General features: G+C 34.8%; 17 protein-coding genes and 1 pseudogene. 11 read left to right on the top strand and 7 right to left on the bottom strand.

Features of this window, described 5'->3' with window-relative positions; translation table 11 throughout:
- The 5 genes from SPD89_RS20615 to SPD89_RS20595 form a co-directional block, all read left to right on the top strand.
- A partial coding sequence (locus SPD89_RS20615; protein WP_336263820.1) for a hypothetical protein occupies nt 1-196 on the top strand: 196 nt, incomplete at its 5' end.
- A gap of 863 nt (nt 197-1,059) precedes the next feature.
- Nucleotides 1,060-1,593 (top strand): EndoU domain-containing protein, encoded by a 534-nt coding sequence (locus SPD89_RS20610; protein WP_336263819.1) that lies wholly within the window; start codon nt 1,060-1,062, stop codon nt 1,591-1,593.
- Nucleotides 1,594-1,606: 13 nt separating this feature from the next.
- On the top strand, nt 1,607-1,936 hold the full coding sequence (locus SPD89_RS20605; protein ID WP_336263818.1) for a hypothetical protein: 330 nt from the start codon (nt 1,607-1,609) through the stop codon (nt 1,934-1,936).
- A 620-nt stretch (nt 1,937-2,556) separates the two neighbouring features.
- Complete coding sequence (locus SPD89_RS20600; RefSeq protein WP_336263817.1) at nt 2,557-3,744, top strand: exonuclease SbcCD subunit D; 1,188 nt, start codon at nt 2,557-2,559, stop codon at nt 3,742-3,744.
- Nucleotides 3,745-3,765: 21 nt separating this feature from the next.
- Complete coding sequence (locus tag SPD89_RS20595) at nt 3,766-6,861, top strand: SMC family ATPase (RefSeq protein WP_336263816.1); 3,096 nt, start codon at nt 3,766-3,768, stop codon at nt 6,859-6,861.
- 261 nt (nt 6,862-7,122) lie between these two features.
- On the opposite strand, the gene SPD89_RS20590 is transcribed toward SPD89_RS20595, so the two are convergent.
- Entirely contained in the window at nt 7,123-8,100 is a 978-nt protein-coding gene (locus SPD89_RS20590) for a 2-hydroxyacid dehydrogenase (RefSeq protein ID WP_336263815.1), read from the bottom strand.
- Nucleotides 8,101-8,588: 488 nt separating this feature from the next.
- On the opposite strand from SPD89_RS20590, the gene SPD89_RS20585 reads away from it, so the two are divergent.
- Both SPD89_RS20585 and SPD89_RS20580 read left to right on the top strand, forming a co-directional pair.
- Nucleotides 8,589-8,945, top strand: a complete 357-nt coding sequence (locus SPD89_RS20585; RefSeq protein ID WP_336263814.1) for a YisL family protein — start codon at nt 8,589-8,591, stop codon at nt 8,943-8,945.
- A gap of 73 nt (nt 8,946-9,018) precedes the next feature.
- Entirely contained in the window at nt 9,019-10,524 is a 1,506-nt protein-coding gene (locus SPD89_RS20580; protein WP_336263813.1) for an alpha-amylase family glycosyl hydrolase, read from the top strand.
- A gap of 468 nt (nt 10,525-10,992) precedes the next feature.
- Here SPD89_RS20580 and SPD89_RS20575 read toward each other — a convergent pair whose 3' ends face one another.
- The 5 genes from SPD89_RS20575 to SPD89_RS20555 all read right to left on the bottom strand — a co-directional run bounded on the left by SPD89_RS20575 (nt 10,993) and on the right by SPD89_RS20555 (nt 14,437).
- Nucleotides 10,993-12,252 carry a hypothetical protein gene (locus SPD89_RS20575; protein ID WP_336263812.1) on the bottom strand — a complete coding sequence of 420 codons (1,260 nt, stop codon included), beginning with the start codon at nt 12,250-12,252 and terminating at the stop codon, nt 10,993-10,995.
- A gap of 410 nt (nt 12,253-12,662) precedes the next feature.
- The gene (locus SPD89_RS20570; RefSeq protein ID WP_336263811.1) at nt 12,663-12,926 is read right to left on the bottom strand and encodes a NifU N-terminal domain-containing protein; all 264 of its coding nucleotides are present in this window, start codon (nt 12,924-12,926) and stop codon (nt 12,663-12,665) included.
- 183 nt (nt 12,927-13,109) lie between these two features.
- A complete protein-coding gene (locus tag SPD89_RS20565; protein ID WP_336263810.1) occupies nt 13,110-13,325 on the bottom strand; it encodes a DUF3813 domain-containing protein in 216 nt (71 codons plus the stop codon).
- Nucleotides 13,326-13,327: 2 nt separating this feature from the next.
- Nucleotides 13,328-13,483, bottom strand: a complete 156-nt coding sequence (locus SPD89_RS20560; RefSeq protein ID WP_336263809.1) for a hypothetical protein — start codon at nt 13,481-13,483, stop codon at nt 13,328-13,330.
- Between the two features lie 126 nt (nt 13,484-13,609).
- On the bottom strand, nt 13,610-14,437 hold the full coding sequence (locus SPD89_RS20555; protein ID WP_336263808.1) for a Cof-type HAD-IIB family hydrolase: 828 nt from the start codon (nt 14,435-14,437) through the stop codon (nt 13,610-13,612).
- Between the two features lie 157 nt (nt 14,438-14,594).
- Between SPD89_RS20555 and SPD89_RS20550 the strand changes: the two genes are divergently transcribed.
- The 4 genes from SPD89_RS20550 to moaD all read left to right on the top strand — a co-directional run bounded on the left by SPD89_RS20550 (nt 14,595) and on the right by moaD (nt 16,567).
- Nucleotides 14,595-15,356 (top strand): prolyl oligopeptidase family serine peptidase, encoded by a 762-nt coding sequence (locus SPD89_RS20550; protein ID WP_336263807.1) that lies wholly within the window; start codon nt 14,595-14,597, stop codon nt 15,354-15,356.
- 96 nt (nt 15,357-15,452) lie between these two features.
- Nucleotides 15,453-15,764 (top strand): metal-sulfur cluster assembly factor, encoded by a 312-nt coding sequence (locus SPD89_RS20545; protein ID WP_336263806.1) that lies wholly within the window; start codon nt 15,453-15,455, stop codon nt 15,762-15,764.
- A gap of 102 nt (nt 15,765-15,866) precedes the next feature.
- On the top strand, nt 15,867-16,334 hold the full coding sequence (locus tag SPD89_RS20540) for a molybdenum cofactor biosynthesis protein MoaE (protein ID WP_336263805.1): 468 nt from the start codon (nt 15,867-15,869) through the stop codon (nt 16,332-16,334).
- Entirely contained in the window at nt 16,331-16,567 is a 237-nt protein-coding gene (gene moaD, locus SPD89_RS20535; RefSeq protein WP_336263804.1) for a molybdopterin converting factor subunit 1, read from the top strand. The genes SPD89_RS20540 and moaD overlap by 4 nt, the downstream gene beginning before the upstream one ends.
- A 183-nt stretch (nt 16,568-16,750) precedes the next feature.
- Here the strand turns inward: moaD and SPD89_RS20530 are convergent.
- Nucleotides 16,751-17,440, bottom strand: a pseudogene (locus SPD89_RS20530) (Crp/Fnr family transcriptional regulator).
- Nucleotides 17,441-17,698: the final 258 nt, after the last annotated feature.

Below are 17,698 nucleotides of genomic sequence, written 5' to 3'. Positions count from 1 at the left end.
AACAGTTCACGAATCTTGGAAGCACTGTCGGGATTATAATGTTGATCCTCTACAAAAACAGGCACCAGTCACATTGAATGATGAAGAAATTTATGAACTTATTAATAATTCTCAATTATATCACATTTCACTTCCTATTATTGGGCGATTATATAATCAAATTCAAGGAACTGAACATTTAGTTAAATGTCTTTGAGTTGCATTTTCCACCTCTTAGAGAACGAGCAGAAGACATTCATTTACTTAGTCAATATTTTGTAAAAAAATTGGCAAAAACAAACGGAAATTAAGTTCCAACGATTGAAATGACCGCAGTCGCACTTGATAATTCGCTTTCCATTTACCTTTAAAACGATATATAAATGTAATTGGGATCATCCCACTCTACTCGACTTTGAATGGCTTCAAAATATAGCTTAAATCGTTCCTGATCTTTATGATTCGACATCATTTCTTTTATTTGATTCCATTCCATTCCTTAAAGAGGATGTTCAAAAGTCCGGTAAAAATGACACTGCGAATTTCTTCGTTGGCTTGCTTTTCCGCTCCTTGAAAAAGGAAAGCACTTTTTCTGCGTGCTAGCTGCTTACCATATTAAGCCATTCGTTTCCTCTTTTCGTTACATTTAAATCATCTTCATAAATCATCCATCTGATGGTAAGTCTCAAAATCCTTTCATTTCATCTGTAAACTTTTCACTAAATGTAAAGCTTTGGGCAAACATATGTCTAACTTGTCAAAGAAGCATCTTTATCGATAATTTTTTCCTATTCTTTTTTCATCCATTCGGTAGTCGGAATACTTCGTTCTAAACGTTTTTACGTATTTCTTTACGTTTTTTGCTGTTTTTTTCATGATCGACTTTGAACTCAGCATTCTCTTACGTAAGTAGCATGCCAATTTTATAAAAGGTGTTAAAATTAGGTTCAAGCAGTTTTTTTCGTGGCGATTTTTATTTAGAAAGTTGTAGCGTTTTGCTACAAGATAGGTAGCGAAACAACTTTGGTTCTGTCGTAGTATGTTAAAATAAGTGCAGTAGTGAATAGGAAGTGACTAAAAATGATTAAAAAAATAATAAAGCTATATTTCATCAGTTTTACAATGCTATTTATCGTTGGGTGTAACATAAATGATTTCATTGAAAATGTCGCCGAAACAGGCCAGAAGGAATTGAATTCTGTTACGGCGATGGAAGATTTAAAGCAGACGGAATATTTTCGTGATGGTGCACTAGAACATATCTTAGAAGGAGAGTTAAATAAAAAAGGACAGGCGGTTGGTTTTCATTATAATCAATTACCTACTAAAAAAGGTGAAGTTATAGAAGGGACAAAAACTGAGGTTAATGAATTTGGTGTATACGAAGCAAAAGTGATCGTTAATGATGTGGAGAAAGCGTCAAACAAAGGTAAATCAACGTTTTTCCCAGATGAGTGGGATACTCAACAAGTTGTAGATGCAATTAATGAGGCGTATGATAATAAAGTTTTTATTTTAGGAAATACATACGAAGGCTTGACCGCAGATGGAATGGTCATCCGCATGTATCTGGATCAAGATGACAAAATAATTTCTGCTTTTCCGATTTATTAAAGGAGGTTTTTTAATGTATCAAATACGAGAGATATTACTGAAAAATGGCACCCATGAAGTGAAAAGAAAAGTAATAGAATTCGATGATTCCAGTATGCAAATTGTTGGCGAATTTTTAATGGCAGATGCACCACTTTTGGGTGGGGAAATCTTACAGGAAATAGATAGTGTTCTAACTGGGGAAAGAGATGTTGTTAAATCGAGTGGGAATCGATGTTCAGTCTCCATTCAAGCAGATATAACGTTGCTAGAAGATTTATTTGAAATTTATCCTCCTTACAATATTGATACGAAAAAATTACGTGACTTAACTGAAATGTGGTTGGATAAATTGTGTGGTTGAGTGCTCTATGCCGTGGCTAGGAGACATCTAAAGTCTGGTCTTATGTAGCTTATCTTCAAAATAATATTTTTTCTAGAGGATGTTCAAAAAGTCCGGTAAAAATGACACTGCGATAGGGAATCTTCTGCTAAAACCGCCCACATCCTGTGGGCAACACGGAAGTCAGTACATCTTGTACAAGTCCTCTTCTCGGAAAAGAAAACCACTTTTCCTTCGTGCGATGTGGATTCAGGTAATCTTTCCTTGTGCTCGAAACTGCGCCGCCGCTTCGAACTTCCGACGCACAGGACATACTAGTGTCGGCGTTGCTGACAGGACGTAGCTATTTTAGACGACTTGTCCTTTTTTATCCTACTTTTTGAACACGCATTTCTAACCATCTTTAAATCTCATTAAATATCAATTTTAACTACAAATCCCCTACGAAAAACTAACTTTTCTCCTAGCAAAAAAACCATTTTCAATATTGGAAACAGTCGAATTATCCAATTTTACCGTTTTGCAATTTGTAAAAACTTCGGAAATAATAGAGATACGTGAGTAAAGTCATGGTAAGATAGAAGGAGAATTAGCGGTAAACTACATAAGCATTTCGAAAAAAAACAAAAGGAGTATAGGTAATGAAATTTTTCCATACGGCAGATTGGCATTTAGGTAAGCTTGTTCAAGGAGTTTATATGACGGAAGACCAGGAGTTTGTTTTACATCAGTTTATCGATTGTATCAAGGAAGAAAAGCCCGATGCAGTGGTAATAGCCGGTGATCTCTATGATCGGGCAGTCCCGCCGACAGAAGCGGTGCAACTTTTAAATAATGTGTTGGATGAGATTGTTTTAGAGCTAAAAACGCCAGTTATCGCGATTGCTGGAAATCACGATAGTCCAAGTAGGCTTCATTTTGGTAGTCGAATTATGAACGAAAAAGGCTTTCATGTTGTCGGTCAATTTGAAAAAGATGCTCCACCGGTTATTTTGAACGATGAATTTGGCGAAGTTCATTTTCACCTTGTTCCGTATTCCGATCCTAGCATTGTCCGTAATGTACTTAACGATGACACAATTAAAACTCATGATGATGCAACGATGAAAATCATTGAAAATATTCAAGCCAAGATGGATAAAAATGCACGTCACGTTTATGTTGGACATGCATTTGTGACTCCTCATGGGGAAAGTCAGGATAATACAAGTGAATCAGAACGACCATTATCAATTGGTGGTGCCGAATATGTAAACGCAAGCCATTTTGAACCGTTTCATTATACTGCATTAGGACATTTACACCAAGCACATTATGTTCAACATGAAAAAATCCGTTATGCAGGTTCCCTATTAAAATATTCTATTTCAGAAGAGAATCATAATAAAGGTTATTTTATTGTTGAGATGGATGGGACAGGGAACATTTCTGCTGAAAAAAGATTACTTACACCAAGAAGAGATATTCGTACAGTGGAAACAAATATAGATGATCTTTTAACTTACCCAATTAATGAGGACTATGTGTTTGTTAAATTAGTAGATGAGGCGCCTGTTTTATCAGCGATGGAAAAAGTTCGTTCCGTATTTCCAAATGCGATGCATGTAGAGAGAAAGAACTTAGGACAAGTCAAGTCTATGGAAATAACAGAGCAGAAACGTCGTTCGGAACTAAGTGATGTGGAATTGTTTAAAGCTTTTTATAAAGAAGTAAAAGGATACGGAGCAACCGAAGAGACGGAAAAAATTTTCACAACGGTACTAGATGATCTGCTTAAAATTGAAAATGAAACAATGGAAGCAATAAAACAAGTAGCAGCCACAAAGTAAATTGGAAGGAGTTGACTTTTTATGAAACCTTTAAAACTGAGTATGACGGCGTTTGGTCCATACAAAAATAGAGAAACAATCGATTTTACAAAACTAGAAGATCATCACCTTTTCGTTATTTCAGGGGCGACAGGTGCTGGGAAAACGACAATTTTTGATGGTATCTGCTTCGCCTTATACGGTACCGCGAGTGGGTCAGATAGAGAAAATATTTCCATGTTACGCAGCCATTTTGCTGATGATGATACACATACTTCTGTTGAGTTAATTTTCGAATTAAATGGGCGTACATATCGAGTTTTCAGACAGCTTGGTCATGTGAAAAAAGGGAATAAAACACCAACTGGTGAGCGGTATGAATTTTTTGAACGGAAAGATGATGAAACCGAGGTTCCATGTGTAGACAGACAAATCGTTTCAGAAATTAATAAAAAGCTTGAAGCCATTATTGGATTAACACAAGATCAGTTCAAACAAATCGTCATGTTACCTCAGGGAGAATTTAGAAAGTTACTGACATCTGAAACCGAAAATAAGGAAGCTATTTTACGGCGTTTATTTAAAACAGAGCGTTATAAACATATGAATCTGATTTTGAAAGAGAAAAAAGAAGATTTGAATACGAAATATTTGCAAGAAACGAAGATGTTAGATCATCATATTCAAAGTATTCATACCGCCTTGGAGAAGCGAGAGGATTCACTGCTATTTTATTTTTTAACTAATGATAATTTTAATGTAGAGCAAATAATTCAAGGTTTGGAAGAAGAGATTCATTATTTATCTATAAAAATTGATACCGATGACAAAAATTACCGAGAAGCTTTACAAAAATATGAACAAAAACAGGCTTTCTTACATAAGGCAATGACAACGAATGACCGTTTTATTCTCTTGGATCAGAAAAACGAAGAATTAACGACTTTACAAAATCAACGGGTGATTTTTTTACGAAAAGAAAAACAAGTTGACGCAGCAGAACGTGCAAGCCGAATTGAACCATATGAAAAACAATTAGCCGAACGCAGAAAAGAACGAGATGAAAAAGAGCGTTATGTCAACAAGGCCACCGCACTTCTCACGGAGGCGAAAAGACAATTAGAACTTGTTCAACAAGCGTATAGTCGAGAGGAACAAAAAGAGACTGAGCGTGAAAAATTAAAAAGAAATTTAGAAAATTACTATGAGTTATTACCGACGATTGAAGAAATGGATCACATACGTCGGGATTTGAAAAAATTATCAGTAGAAATTGAGCAGAGATCTTCTGAACTAAAGCGTATCACCTCATTTTTGGATACGAAAGAAAAAGAAGTCGAGAAATTAAAACGTGATATTACGGAAAAAGAATCTTTAGTTCATGAGAATGGGAAAAAACAAGAAGAGATGTTCCAGTTGCGTGAACAATATAAAGTACTGAATGATTTTATGAAAAATCGTAAAAGTCATAGAAATTTGCAAAAAGAATTGGAAGCAAAAGAAAAAGATTATTTGCGTGCCGAAAAAACATTTAAAGAATTAGAAGCAATCTGGTTTCATAACCAAGCTGCAGTTTTAGCGAGTCATCTTACCAATGGTGATCATTGTCCGGTCTGCGGAAGTACTGCTCATCCATATAAAGCGACTTTTGAAGGTGAACAAATTTCAAAAGAACAATTTGATCACATGAAAGCTGAATGGGAAGAAAAACAAAAAGCATATCAAGAAATTTTAGCAACACACCGTTCGAGTACAGAGCAGTTAAAGGAAAAGGCGCAAGCAGTATCAGATTATAAAGTTACTTTGGAACATGTAGGAAATGTGCTTACAGAGGTTCGAGACCGAGGAGTTCAATTAAAAAATGAGCTGGAGGAATTAAAAAAAGTTGAAGAGCAATTAGCTGAAGATAGAAAATATGTATCGAAAATAGAAACTGATATTAAAAAAGCAAGAGAGAAAAAAGAAGAAGTAGAAGGAAAACTTGTCGAAAGCCGAACAGCTTTTACTCAATTGGATGCAACGAGTAAGGAACGGTGCCGAAATATTCCAGAAGAACTTCAAGATTTAACAGCACTCAAAGATCAAATAAAAGTTACAGAAACTGAAAAACTCAAATTGGAAAAACGTTGGGCAGATGTTCAAGAACAATTAAAGCAAGCAGATAAAGCAAATACAGAAGCTCAATTAAATCTCGTACATGGAAAAAACCAATTTGAAGAAGTTCAAAACATTGTACATAAAGTCGAAGAAAAGTTTCAACAGTATTTACATGAAGCGAGTTTTGATAATGAAGAAATGTACAAGCAGGCAAAAATGACGACAGAAGACCTAGAAGGATTAAAAAAAGAAATTGAGACATACAAACAACGATTAGCGACCGTTCAAAAGCAAATTGAAGACTTGGCGGAGGAATTAAAAGAAAAAGATCGAGTCGATGTGAAGAAAATTGAAGAACAATTACAGCAGCTAAAATTAGCGTATGAAGCGGCATTAGAACAGTTAAATCGAACAAAAAAATATAAGGAAACGGCAAACACTTTAAAAAATACTATTTTAAACGTAAAAGCAAAATCAGAAACGCTTGAAAAAGAACTACGGACAGTGACAGATTTATATGATGTGTTACGGGGACAGAATGATAGAAAGATTTCCTTCGAACGGTATTTGCAAATTGATTATTTAGAACAAATTACAAACGCAGCGAATGAGCGGTTCAAAACATTAACGAATGGACAATTTTATTTAATCCGAAGTGATCGACAAGAAGCACGAGGAAAACAGAGTGGTCTTGCCATCGATGTGTATGATTCATATACTGGACAAACACGCGATGTAAAAACGTTATCCGGAGGTGAAAAATTTATTGCATCCTTGTGCCTTGCTTTGGGAATGTCTGATGTAATTCAAAGTTTCCAAGGCAGTATCTCAATGGATACGATGTTTATCGATGAAGGATTCGGATCACTAGATGAGGAGTCATTACATAAGTCTATCGATGCCCTCATCAGTTTACAAGAGACTGGACGTACGATCGGTGTAATTTCTCATGTCGAGGAATTGAAGACGATTTTCCCAGCAATGCTTGAAGTAAACAAAACAAAAGAAGGATACAGCGAGACAAGGTTTGTATTGAAATAAAATTTGTCTAGCTAGGTAAAGGATGCATTGTCCCTCTCGCATCATGCTTAGTGGCAGGAAAAAATGCAGAGTCGCTTTCTCATTATGCTTAGTGGCAGGAAAAAATATAGTCGCTCTCGCGTTATGCTAAATGGCAGGACAAAATGTAGACTCACATACTAATAATGCTCAGTCGATCACACAATGACAAAAATAAGGAAAACCCTGAACTTATCGTTCAGGGTTGCTTATTATTAGATTGACAATTGCAATCTTCTCGCTTCAGCCTTTCCAAACTTCTTCATTAATTAGGCTTGGTGGTTTTTGACCATGTAATCCAGCCATTAAATTTTTTAGCGCAAGTTTTGACATTGCGAGTTCGGTCTCATATGTAGAGGAACCGATATGTGGAAGTGTCACAACGTTTGGCATGTCAAGGAGTGGGTTATCAGGCTCTACTGGTTCCACTTCAAACACGTCCAAGCCAGCCGCAGCTAATTCTTTATTTTGTAATGCAGCGATTAGATCTTTTTCCACAATAGTTTTGCCCCGGGAACCATTAATAAAAATCCCGGTTTCCTTCATTAAAGAAAATTCTCTAGCCCCTAGCATTCCTTCTGTTTCTTTTGTCAATGGTGTGATGAGTAGGACATAATCAGATTCAGCGAGTAAATCGTTTAAACTGCGGTATTTTGCATTATATTTTTCTTCAGCTTCTGGCTTTTTAGAACGACTATGATATAAAATATCCATATGGAAGCCGTTGTGTGCACGGTGAGCAATTGCTTGACCAATTCTCCCCATCCCGATGATTCCTAATTTTTTATGATGAACATCGACCCCATAATGTTCTGCTGTTAAATCACCTTTCCATTTTCGGTCTTTTACATATTGATCTAGTTCCGGAATACGTCTAGCTGTTGCAAGTAAAAGACCAAACATCATGTCTGCAACAGTATCTGTAAGTACATCAGGTGTGTTTGTTGCCATGATATTTCGCTTCGTTAATTCTTTGATAACTAAATTATTGTAACCAACTGAAACATTGCTAACGATTTTTAAATTTGGAGCTAAATCGAGTAATTTTTTATCTACTTGAAGCCCAAGACCGATAATGCCGTCTGCATCTTTTAATTTCTCGACAAACTTTTCATTTTCTGTAGAAACAATATTAGAAAAACAAGAAACGTCTGCATTACTTTTTAGTTCGTCTAAAGCTTCATCTTCTAATCGATTAACAACAATTACTCTCTTTCTCATAGTTTCCCACCTCTTCTTAATGTCATATTATTAAAAATAAAAGTATCTCAACCAGTTGGAATAGTTTAAAGCAGACCCAGCTATATAACTTGTCAACTTACTAGATCCTTTAGATTCTCGGTTATACTGATAAAAAATTCACATGTTATTCAAAAGTCCTGTTAAAACCATCATTTAAAGGCTTTTAAATGAATTTGAAATTTTTACATGGTATAATGCATATCGTACAACAATTACGTAAATTATTCTAATAGAGGATGTTCAAAAAGTCCGGTAAAAATGACACTGCGAATTTCGCACGAATGCTTGTTTCTCCGCTCCTTGAAAAAGGAAAGCACTTTTTCTGCGTGCTAGAAGCGTTCGCTCAAGTATCTAAATGCATACATTCCGCTGCTCGAAACTGCGCCGCCTCGAACTTCTTGGTCCTTTTTATCCTCCTTTTTGAACACGCACTAATAGATTCAATTTAAAAGAAAGGAGAGTTTTTAATGGCTCATTTGCATATTACAGGATGGGTAGTTGCTTTTATATTGCTATTTGTCGTAACATCTTTTTATCAGTCTGGAAAAGCAAAAACGGGAAAAATTCTACATATGATTTTACGTCTTGATTACTTAATTATTTTGTTTTCCGGGATTACTTTATTTTTCCAGTATAGCAGCATTTCAGGAGAACTGATTATAAAAATTCTTGCAGGTCTATGGGCAATTGCTTCCATCGAAATGATTACAGTTAAAACGAATAAAGATAAGCCGACAAAAGCTTGGTGGATTCAGTTCGTTATTGCCGCATTACTCGCGATCATCTTAGGATTTGGTCGTTTACCTTTAGGAGTTTTACCATAAAAACGCTAAACGAAAGGCTATTCTTTAGTGGGTAGTCTTTTTTCTTTAAAAAACTTTAGTTGGAGTGCATGTAATGAAAAAAATAATCACATTAGTCTTCATCATTCCAGTTTTATTAATGAGTATGATGCAGCAACCAGTCCATGCAGAGTCTCAGCTTTCGAATGAAATAATATATGATATTTTAATCGACCGTTTCAATAACGGACGACAAGCTCCGAGCGACCAAGTTGATATTGACGATCCGCTCACTTATAACGGGGGAGATATCAAGGGAGTAACAGCGAGACTCGACTTATTGAAAGAAAATGGTTTTACGGTCGTTTCATTATCCCCAATCATGGATAATGCGCTAAAAGGGTATCACGGATATTGGATTGAAGACTTTTACTCAGTTGAAGAAGAATTTGGGACAATAGAAGATGTAAAAGAATTAGTCGATGAAGCGCATAAAAAAAATATGAAGGTAATCATTGAGTTAGTGACAAATTATGTAGCGAAATCCAGTCCCCTTACTGAAGAGCTAGATAAACAAGATTGGTTTATAGAAAATACCGTTGAACCAATAGAAGCGACTAAATGGCTTGATAATGTGCTTGTCTTTGACCAAGATAACCCTCAAGTGCAGGAGTATTTATTAGATGTTGCTGATTTTTGGATGAACGAAGTTGATATTGATGGCTTTAAAATCCACGCAGCTGATCAGGCTTCACCAGAATTTTTAAATAAGTTAACAGAACAAATAAAACAAACCGATCCTAATTTTTACCTGATCGCCACAACCCTTCAAGGTAATGCAGATGTTGATCACATCGTTCAGAATGAAAATATCGATGCGGTAGCGAATCAGCAAATGTACGAAGCTTTCAACGATATTTTAATAAAGCCAGATGAACCTATCTCTAAGTTATTTGACGTTCATGGTGAAGAGGCTAGTACCAAGGATTTACTGTATGTAGATAATATGAACACCCCGAGGTTTTCTAATAACTTTGCTGAACAAGGCAGAAATGCAATCACAACATGGCAATTAGCGTTAAGCTATTTATATTTAACTCCAGGTGTACCTATTATTTACCAAGGATCCGAAGTCCCAATGTATGGGCCAGGGTATCCTGAAAATCAATATCTCGTTGATTTTACAAGTTCAAATCCAGATTTAGAAGATGTGTTTAAAAAAATGGCTTCGCTAAGAGGGCAATTTTCAGCTGTAACTGAAGGAAGTTTTGAACAAGTTGCAACAGAAGAGGGGCTTAGCTTGTTTAAACGCTCTTTGGAGGATAAAGAGACAGTTTACATTGCAATTAATAATGATAGTCACTCACGTACAGTAACCATCGATGGGATTGATACATCTATGCAGTTAAAAGGGTTACTACATGATGATACAATCAGAGCGAATGAAGATGGTGAGTATTTGATAGGAATGGAACGTGAATCGACAGAGGTATTTATGATTCAGCCGAATGTTGGTTTTAATTGGGTATTTATCTCTTTTGTAACAGGTGTGTTTATTGTGTTTATTGGCGCAATAATAGTATTGACAGTAAAACAAAAAAAGCGAAGTAAAATAAAGTAAGATAAGTGGTTCTGTTAATTTGGATAATACAAAACACGAGGGAATTTTCCATCGTGTTTTCATATTCTATAGTAGCTGGAAGCTGTAAAGAATTATGAAAAAATCCGAAAGTAATTTAAAAAATGATACTATTGTACGAATAAATAAGTAAAAAAAATGCGTAGAATCATTTACTTCATGGTTTAATTCACATAGAAAAATCTTATGTGCATAAAAAAAACAAAGATCGACCGAATCCCGTCAAGAGGGAGGTGGTGGACAAAAAATCTCTCACGTACCTGCTTGAGTGCATGAGAGATTATTTTTTTGGTTTTTATCTAAGGTGAAAGTTGCTCAAGTTGAGGCAAAAGTTACTCAAGAAGAAAGGATAACCGCCAATAACATCTTGAAAGATATCATCAGTGTTAGCGCACAACAATGTCTATAGGCAAACACCTCCCTCTCCTAAGGAACAGTACCCCCTAAAAATTAAGTGGTTTTTTTAAATGCTTTGGTTTCAATTGCAAGCAGATTTTCTTGTTTAAATACGTTACTCCATATAGATAGAGTACCTACAAATAAAAGGATTGCGGCAAATAAAAGTAGTTCATTTTCAAATGGTAAGTACGTTAAATCAAGCCATTTGAAAAGTCCTGATATAAATAGAATTATTTCATTTAGAGTAAAACCTATAATAAAAGTCGCTAATCCCATTCGTACAAATGGATTTTTTTCATCCAATAATTGTCCCATTTGAAACAAACTCAATATTAATAAACTTATAAACCCAAGTAATGTTAAATGTAAATAGCCAACTACGACTGATCTGGTCTCATAAATAAGGTTTGCAAAAGGAAGGTGTAGCAGTGCTAATTCCATTACAGTTTTTGATAATAACAGCAAAAAACTTAGACCGAGTAGAAGTCGAACTCGTTTACTAAAATTTTCCGCAATATCAAATCTAATTTGAAATATTGCAAAACAAAGAGTAAGTACGCCAACTAATTGTCCAATCGCACCGAACGCTCCAAAGACGATGCCAATCACTCTGAAGTCATACCATAAAACAGATAAAAAATAACCTGGGAACAGAGCAAAGATATAAATCCAGAAACTAACTTTCAATATTTTGGTCGGTAAGCTGATTCCTTTTTTTACAAGCAAGTATAAAAAGAGTCCAATCAAAATGAGATAGAGCCAGCCGTTATATTGAAAATGTAAATAAAAATAAACAGCCATATCAAATATAGGTAAATGCTGTAAACCTTGAGATCCAATTGCGCCTAGGGACCAAGGACCAATACTTGAAATAAAAAGAGTTAGCAAAGCACCTTTAATAAATGTTTTACTTACAGCTGGTATATCTGGAACTTTTTTGAGGGAACGATAGACAAAAATGAGTGCCCAATATTCAATAAGTATATGTGTTGTTGATAGTATTATTGAATAAAGCGCATAACCTTGCCATATAAATGCAATGGTCATACTAAATGTTATAAGAAATGTTACGATAATCAGTATAGTTGCCTGCTTTTTTTGCTGTAAATGTTCCCAAGCTAATTTTAAAAAAATAATGAAAACGGCTAGAAATGTCCAACCCAATATAGCTGCATGAGAATGAGCGTGTAAAATATGGTCGTACGCTACAATTTGTGATGGTGTGGATATTGCATAAAGACGCATCCAAACACCTGAAAGTGCTGTTATAGCAAGAAAAAAGAAGGCGCAATGAGTTACATATTTAGGCATGTTTATCACCTCTAATAAGCCATAATTTTATTTTCCTATCTTTTACAACTCATCACAAGAGGTGACAGAATTCGTCAAATAAATATAATAAACATATGTCAAAATTGGTACAATTCTTCCACGTGGTTATTCTGCGGATAAATTAAAATCTTCGTGATTAAATTTCAAAAGGTATTTCCCCTTTGTTTTAGAAGCTTTTTACCGCAACAAAAAAGACGACAAAATTTTTGTCGTCTTTTTTTCTAGTAGTGCGTGTTCAACAAGGAGGATAAAAAGGACCAAGAAGTTCAAGTCGGCGCAGTTTCGGACAGCCGAATGTATTTAGAAACATGAGTAGCGGAGAAACAAGCATTCGTGCGAAATTCGCAGTGTCATTTTTACCGAACTTTTTGAACATCCTCTAGTATGTATTAATAACCGTGTTTTTCAAAGATGTCTAATACTTCCTTTATTAAATTATCCCATTCGGCATCAAAGTGTTTATTTACTGTTATAAAATTTTGATAACCAAAAACATTATCGACATCATCTAACTTCATCAAATCATTTAGAATCTCGTATTCACTTGTATCGCCAGGCATCACAGAAATACTATTGGTGCCTTCAAATATCATTTTATCCGAAGTGAATTTTATTGCATTAGGGTTAGGTGTTGTTTCAGGTCTTACTCCCATAATATCCCTCCTGTAACTACATTCTTAAAACAAATGTACCATATTTTTTAAAAAAAGACCATCTTCACATAGAAGATGGTCATCTAAATTTTTGCTAACGTATAAATTCGGTTTCATTATTATAAATGAATTCGTAATTTTCTTAGCAAATAAATGGGATGGAATGGCTAAAAACAGAACTCTTTACGAATGCAAATTAATTTTCTCATCTAACTGTTGTTCGAATTGGTCAAGCTGCTTTTTTTGTTCAGGGGTCGCATCATTATATGCAGCTTGAATTGCCTTCCTGGCAGCTTCTTTGTCGCTAGCGTTAGGAGCGTGACCACCTTGACTGTTTTGATTCATATTCGTCAGGTTAGCCACCATTTCTTTCGCTTGTTCAAAAAGGTTATTTGCCATTATTAAAACCCTCCAATAGTACTATTTTTCATTTCTTCACGTTTTCGTTCAACGTCTTGTCTCAACGTTTCTTCTTCGTGAACATGAACAGGTGGATCGGAAAACGTCGTTGTGGATTCTACCTTTTTGGTTTCTTTCTTTTTCTTATGCTCACTCATCTTAGATCCCTCCAGAATCTAAAACAGTTAAATGAGTAATTAAAAGGGCAAAAGTGAACGCCTCTATGACGTTCACTTATAGTATGGTATAAAGTAAATTGATTATTGAAGGTAAAACTTGTTTTTTTAAGATTTAATTGGATGGGAAAGTTCAAAATAATTGGCTAAAAAATTCGCGACTCCATATTCTTCATTTGTATCTGTAATATATTTGGCTATTGTTTTTAATTCATCGATGGCATTACCCATTGCAACACCAATACCAGCATAGTCGATCATTTCCATATCATTTGCACCATCACCAAATGCAATAATTCTTTCTTTTGGGATACCATATTCATTAGCAATCTTTTTTAAAGCTTCTGCTTTATTCATTTGTTTATTCATTACTTCAATAATATGATGTGGCGCTCCCCAATTCCAATGATCGATTGCTTCTGCATGTAAATCATTTAAATGATTTGTAAGTTTATCCAAATTTTTTTCATCGGGATAAAGCATCATTAATGTAGGATTTTCAAGTAATTTTTCTTTTATGCGGCCAACAATAAATCCATCATCTTGAGATTCATAAAAATTAACAATCGTTTGATCGAATTGATCCAAGTAAATGGAATCATGTACAGCAGCAATAATATTTTTTGAATTTAATTCATAACACGCTTCGACAATTTCGATAGCCGTTTTGTGGTTTAAAGGAGTGTGGTATTTTCCCCAGCTTTTATCTTGGGGATGGTGGACGTAAGCTCCATTTGAGTTAATTAATGGGGTTACAAGTTCAAGTTCATGATAATAAAAAATACTCATTCGATTTGATCGACCTGTTGCAATGACAACGATATGGTCTTCATCGATAAGCTTTTTGATCATTGCTTTAGTTTGGGGAGCAATTTTTTTATCATTTGTTAATACCGTCCCGTCTAAATCAAGAGCAATGATATGTTTATTTCTCATAAAATCACCTCATTACAAGTAGTGTAGCAAAAATTAAGAAATATCTCTAGTTGAACAAGTAAATATGTATTTCTACTTTTTGATAAGACTAACATTCTTTACATATGAATACTAATTCATTTAAGATAGTAATATCAGTTTGGAAAGGATCTGACGAATGATATATATAAAGAAAAAACAAATTAATTCAATCCCGGTTTTAGAAGTTGTACAAGCAGATAAAGCCAACAAAGCTTTACCGACAGTAATTTATTACCATGGATTTACTGGAGAAAAAGAAAGCAGTTTAACAATCGCTTTTAAAATTGCCCAAAATGGTCAACGAGTTATTTTACCGGACAGTTATTTGCACGGAGAACGTCATGACTCGAGTTTCAAAACAGATTTGGAACTATCTTTTTGGGAAATTGTTATGAAAAATATTAAAGAGCTGAAAGAAATTAAAATGTATTTATTGGAACATAAATTAGCGGATTCTGATCGAATAGGGATCGGTGGCACGAGCATGGGAGGCATTACAACATATGGAGCTTTGCGAACATATCCATGGATTAAAGCTGCAGTTGTTTTAATGGGAACTGCTAAAATAACGGATTATGCAAAATTGTTGATCGATCATTATAATAAACAGAATAAAACACCCATTAAACAGGAGACTGCAGATGAAGTGCTTAATATGTTACAGAGATATGATATTTCACTTGATCCAGAAATGTTAAATAATAGACCTCTGTTCATTTGGCACGGAGAAGAAGATAAGGTGGTACCTTTTAAGTTCAGTAAGATGTTTTATGAGGAAGTTGAACATCTGTATAAAAAGAAAGATCATATTAAATTTTTGCCTGAAAAAAATCGCAGCCATCATATTAGTAAAACATCCATAGCTGAGACTGCAAAATGGTTTCATACCTTTTTATAACCTAAAATGAGAAAGTTATCAATAAATTGCTGTTTTATTTCAAAATGTGAAAAAATATGGTTAAATATAGATAGAACCTAACAAGGAGGTAATAAAATGGATGAGGCTTTAAAAGAAAATATTATGGGCGCACTAGAAAACGTAATTGACCCTGAACTAGGTATCGATATCGTTAATATGGGGCTCGTTTATGATATTGATATAGATGATGAAGGATTATGTACAGTAACAATGACACTTACATCAATGGGTTGTCCTTTAGCAGGACATATTGAAGCTGATGTGAGACGTGCTTTAGCTGATATCCCAGAAATTAAGGAAATAGATGTAAATATTGTGTGGGATCCGCCTTGGGGTAAAGATAAAATGTCCCGTTACGCAAAAATTGCACTAGGAATCCCGGACTAATATTCTCTAGCAGATATAAAACTACTACTTAAAGATTGATTCAGTTTTGGATCAATCTTTTAAATTAAGGAAGAGAGAATTCGAGAGCAGGTAGGTGGTTTTTTGACGGAAAAATTTTGGATTACAAATGAACCGGTTCAAGTTAGCGATTGCATTGAAAAAGTGATCCGACCAGAAGCGGGGGCTATTAGTACGTTTATAGGCATTGCGCGTGAATTCACATACGGAAAACGGACACTTTTTTTAGAATATGATGCTTATATCCCAATGGCAACTAAACAACTTATGCGTATTGGAGAAGAAATCAAATCTACATGGCCTGGTGCAGAAGTATCCATTGCCCATCGGATCGGTCGGTTAGATATTTCTGATGTGGCAGTTGCGATAGCTGTATCTACACCACATCGCGATGAAGCATTTAAAGCGTCACGTTATGCAATAGAGCGTATTAAAGAAATTGTGCCGATTTGGAAAAAAGAACATTGGGAAGATGGAACAAAATGGATCGGGGATCAAAAAGAAAATGTTTCATATGAAAAAAAGATCCCCCAGGAGGAGGATATGTCTTGATTGAATTGTTATTTTTTGCTCAGTTACAAGATGTAGTTGGTAGTAGTAAATTGACAATTGATGCAACTAATATTTCGGTTAAAGAAATAAAAGATCAATTCTTATCCAAATACGATATGGATGAAATCTTAGACCAGTCAATGGTGGCTGTTAACGAAGAATATTCCAAAGAAGACGCAATTGTTACTAGCGGAGACGTTGTTGCATTTATACCGCCAGTAAGTGGTGGATAAAGTTCGACTATAATTTAGCGATTTCGGAAAATCTTACTTGAGACTCCTGCCTCAAAAGCAATAAACTCTGAATTTTTACTATTTGTTTACAAAGAGGCAATGTTAATTTCCCAAAATATAGAGTGATCCATCATCATGTCAACTTATTTCCATAAGCAGTCAAAATAAAAAAGAGAAAGTGTCCTAATTGAGAACCTTCTCTTCTAGTGCCGGATAGTCGATGATCAGATGTCCGGCTTTATCTGTTTCAACAACTTTTTCCTTTTTCAGTCGAGTAAGTGTCCGGCTTAACGTTTCACGACTTGATCCAATCATATTCGCTAATTCACGATTTGTTAATTGGACTGTTAAGCGATATTTCTCTTCATCGACCATTTCTCTATTTTTCCTCGCAAGACGCATCAAAAGTAGATAATCTGATCGTAAACATTATATAAAATTTTTTCCTCTAAACGATTTTGTAAGTCAACAATAATTTCTCCCAAAACGCGGAACATTTTAATACTAATTTCTGGATGTGTTAGTAGAAAATTTTCGAAGGAGATAATTGGAATATTAACCAATAATGTATCTTCCAAAACTTCTATATGAGCAGGATAGTTTCCTTTCCTAAAAGCCTTGATGGGGAACATATCGTCTTTTTGAAGAACATTTACAATTTGTTCCTTTCCATCATAGTCTGTTTTATAAATTTTAACTTTACCTCGCTGAATAAAATATATATCTGTAATTGGTTCATGTTGCATAAATACGATTGTGCCACTTTCGTACTTTTTGATTCGCAAAATCTATAATTGGTTCCATTTCATATTCATTTAAATCTTTAAAAATCGGAAATTGTTTTAAAAAAGTAAGCATTTTTTCATTTTTCATATGGAACCGTACTGTGTATATATATTCCAAAAGCGTGGCGTGAGATGAAAATGACGACAGCACATTAATTAAACAATTTTCTCATTTATTTTAAAAAAGTTGAGAATACAGAACATCCTGCCAAAAGCATTTATCATTATAAGCGAAATCCATAAACTGCGACGTAAAAGTCTATATGGTCAACTCCGTATCTCAGGAAAAGGCATATATTGCGAAACGACTCCTCATGTTCTGAATCGACTCGACATCTTGGAAAAC

It is taken from the genome of Pseudogracilibacillus sp. SO30301A, from assembly GCF_037072025.1.
Lineage (GTDB): Bacteria > Bacillota > Bacilli > Bacillales > Amphibacillaceae > Pseudogracilibacillus.
The sequence above is the reverse complement of the archived record's forward strand: the minus strand, read 5'-3'. Positions and strand labels throughout refer to the sequence as shown.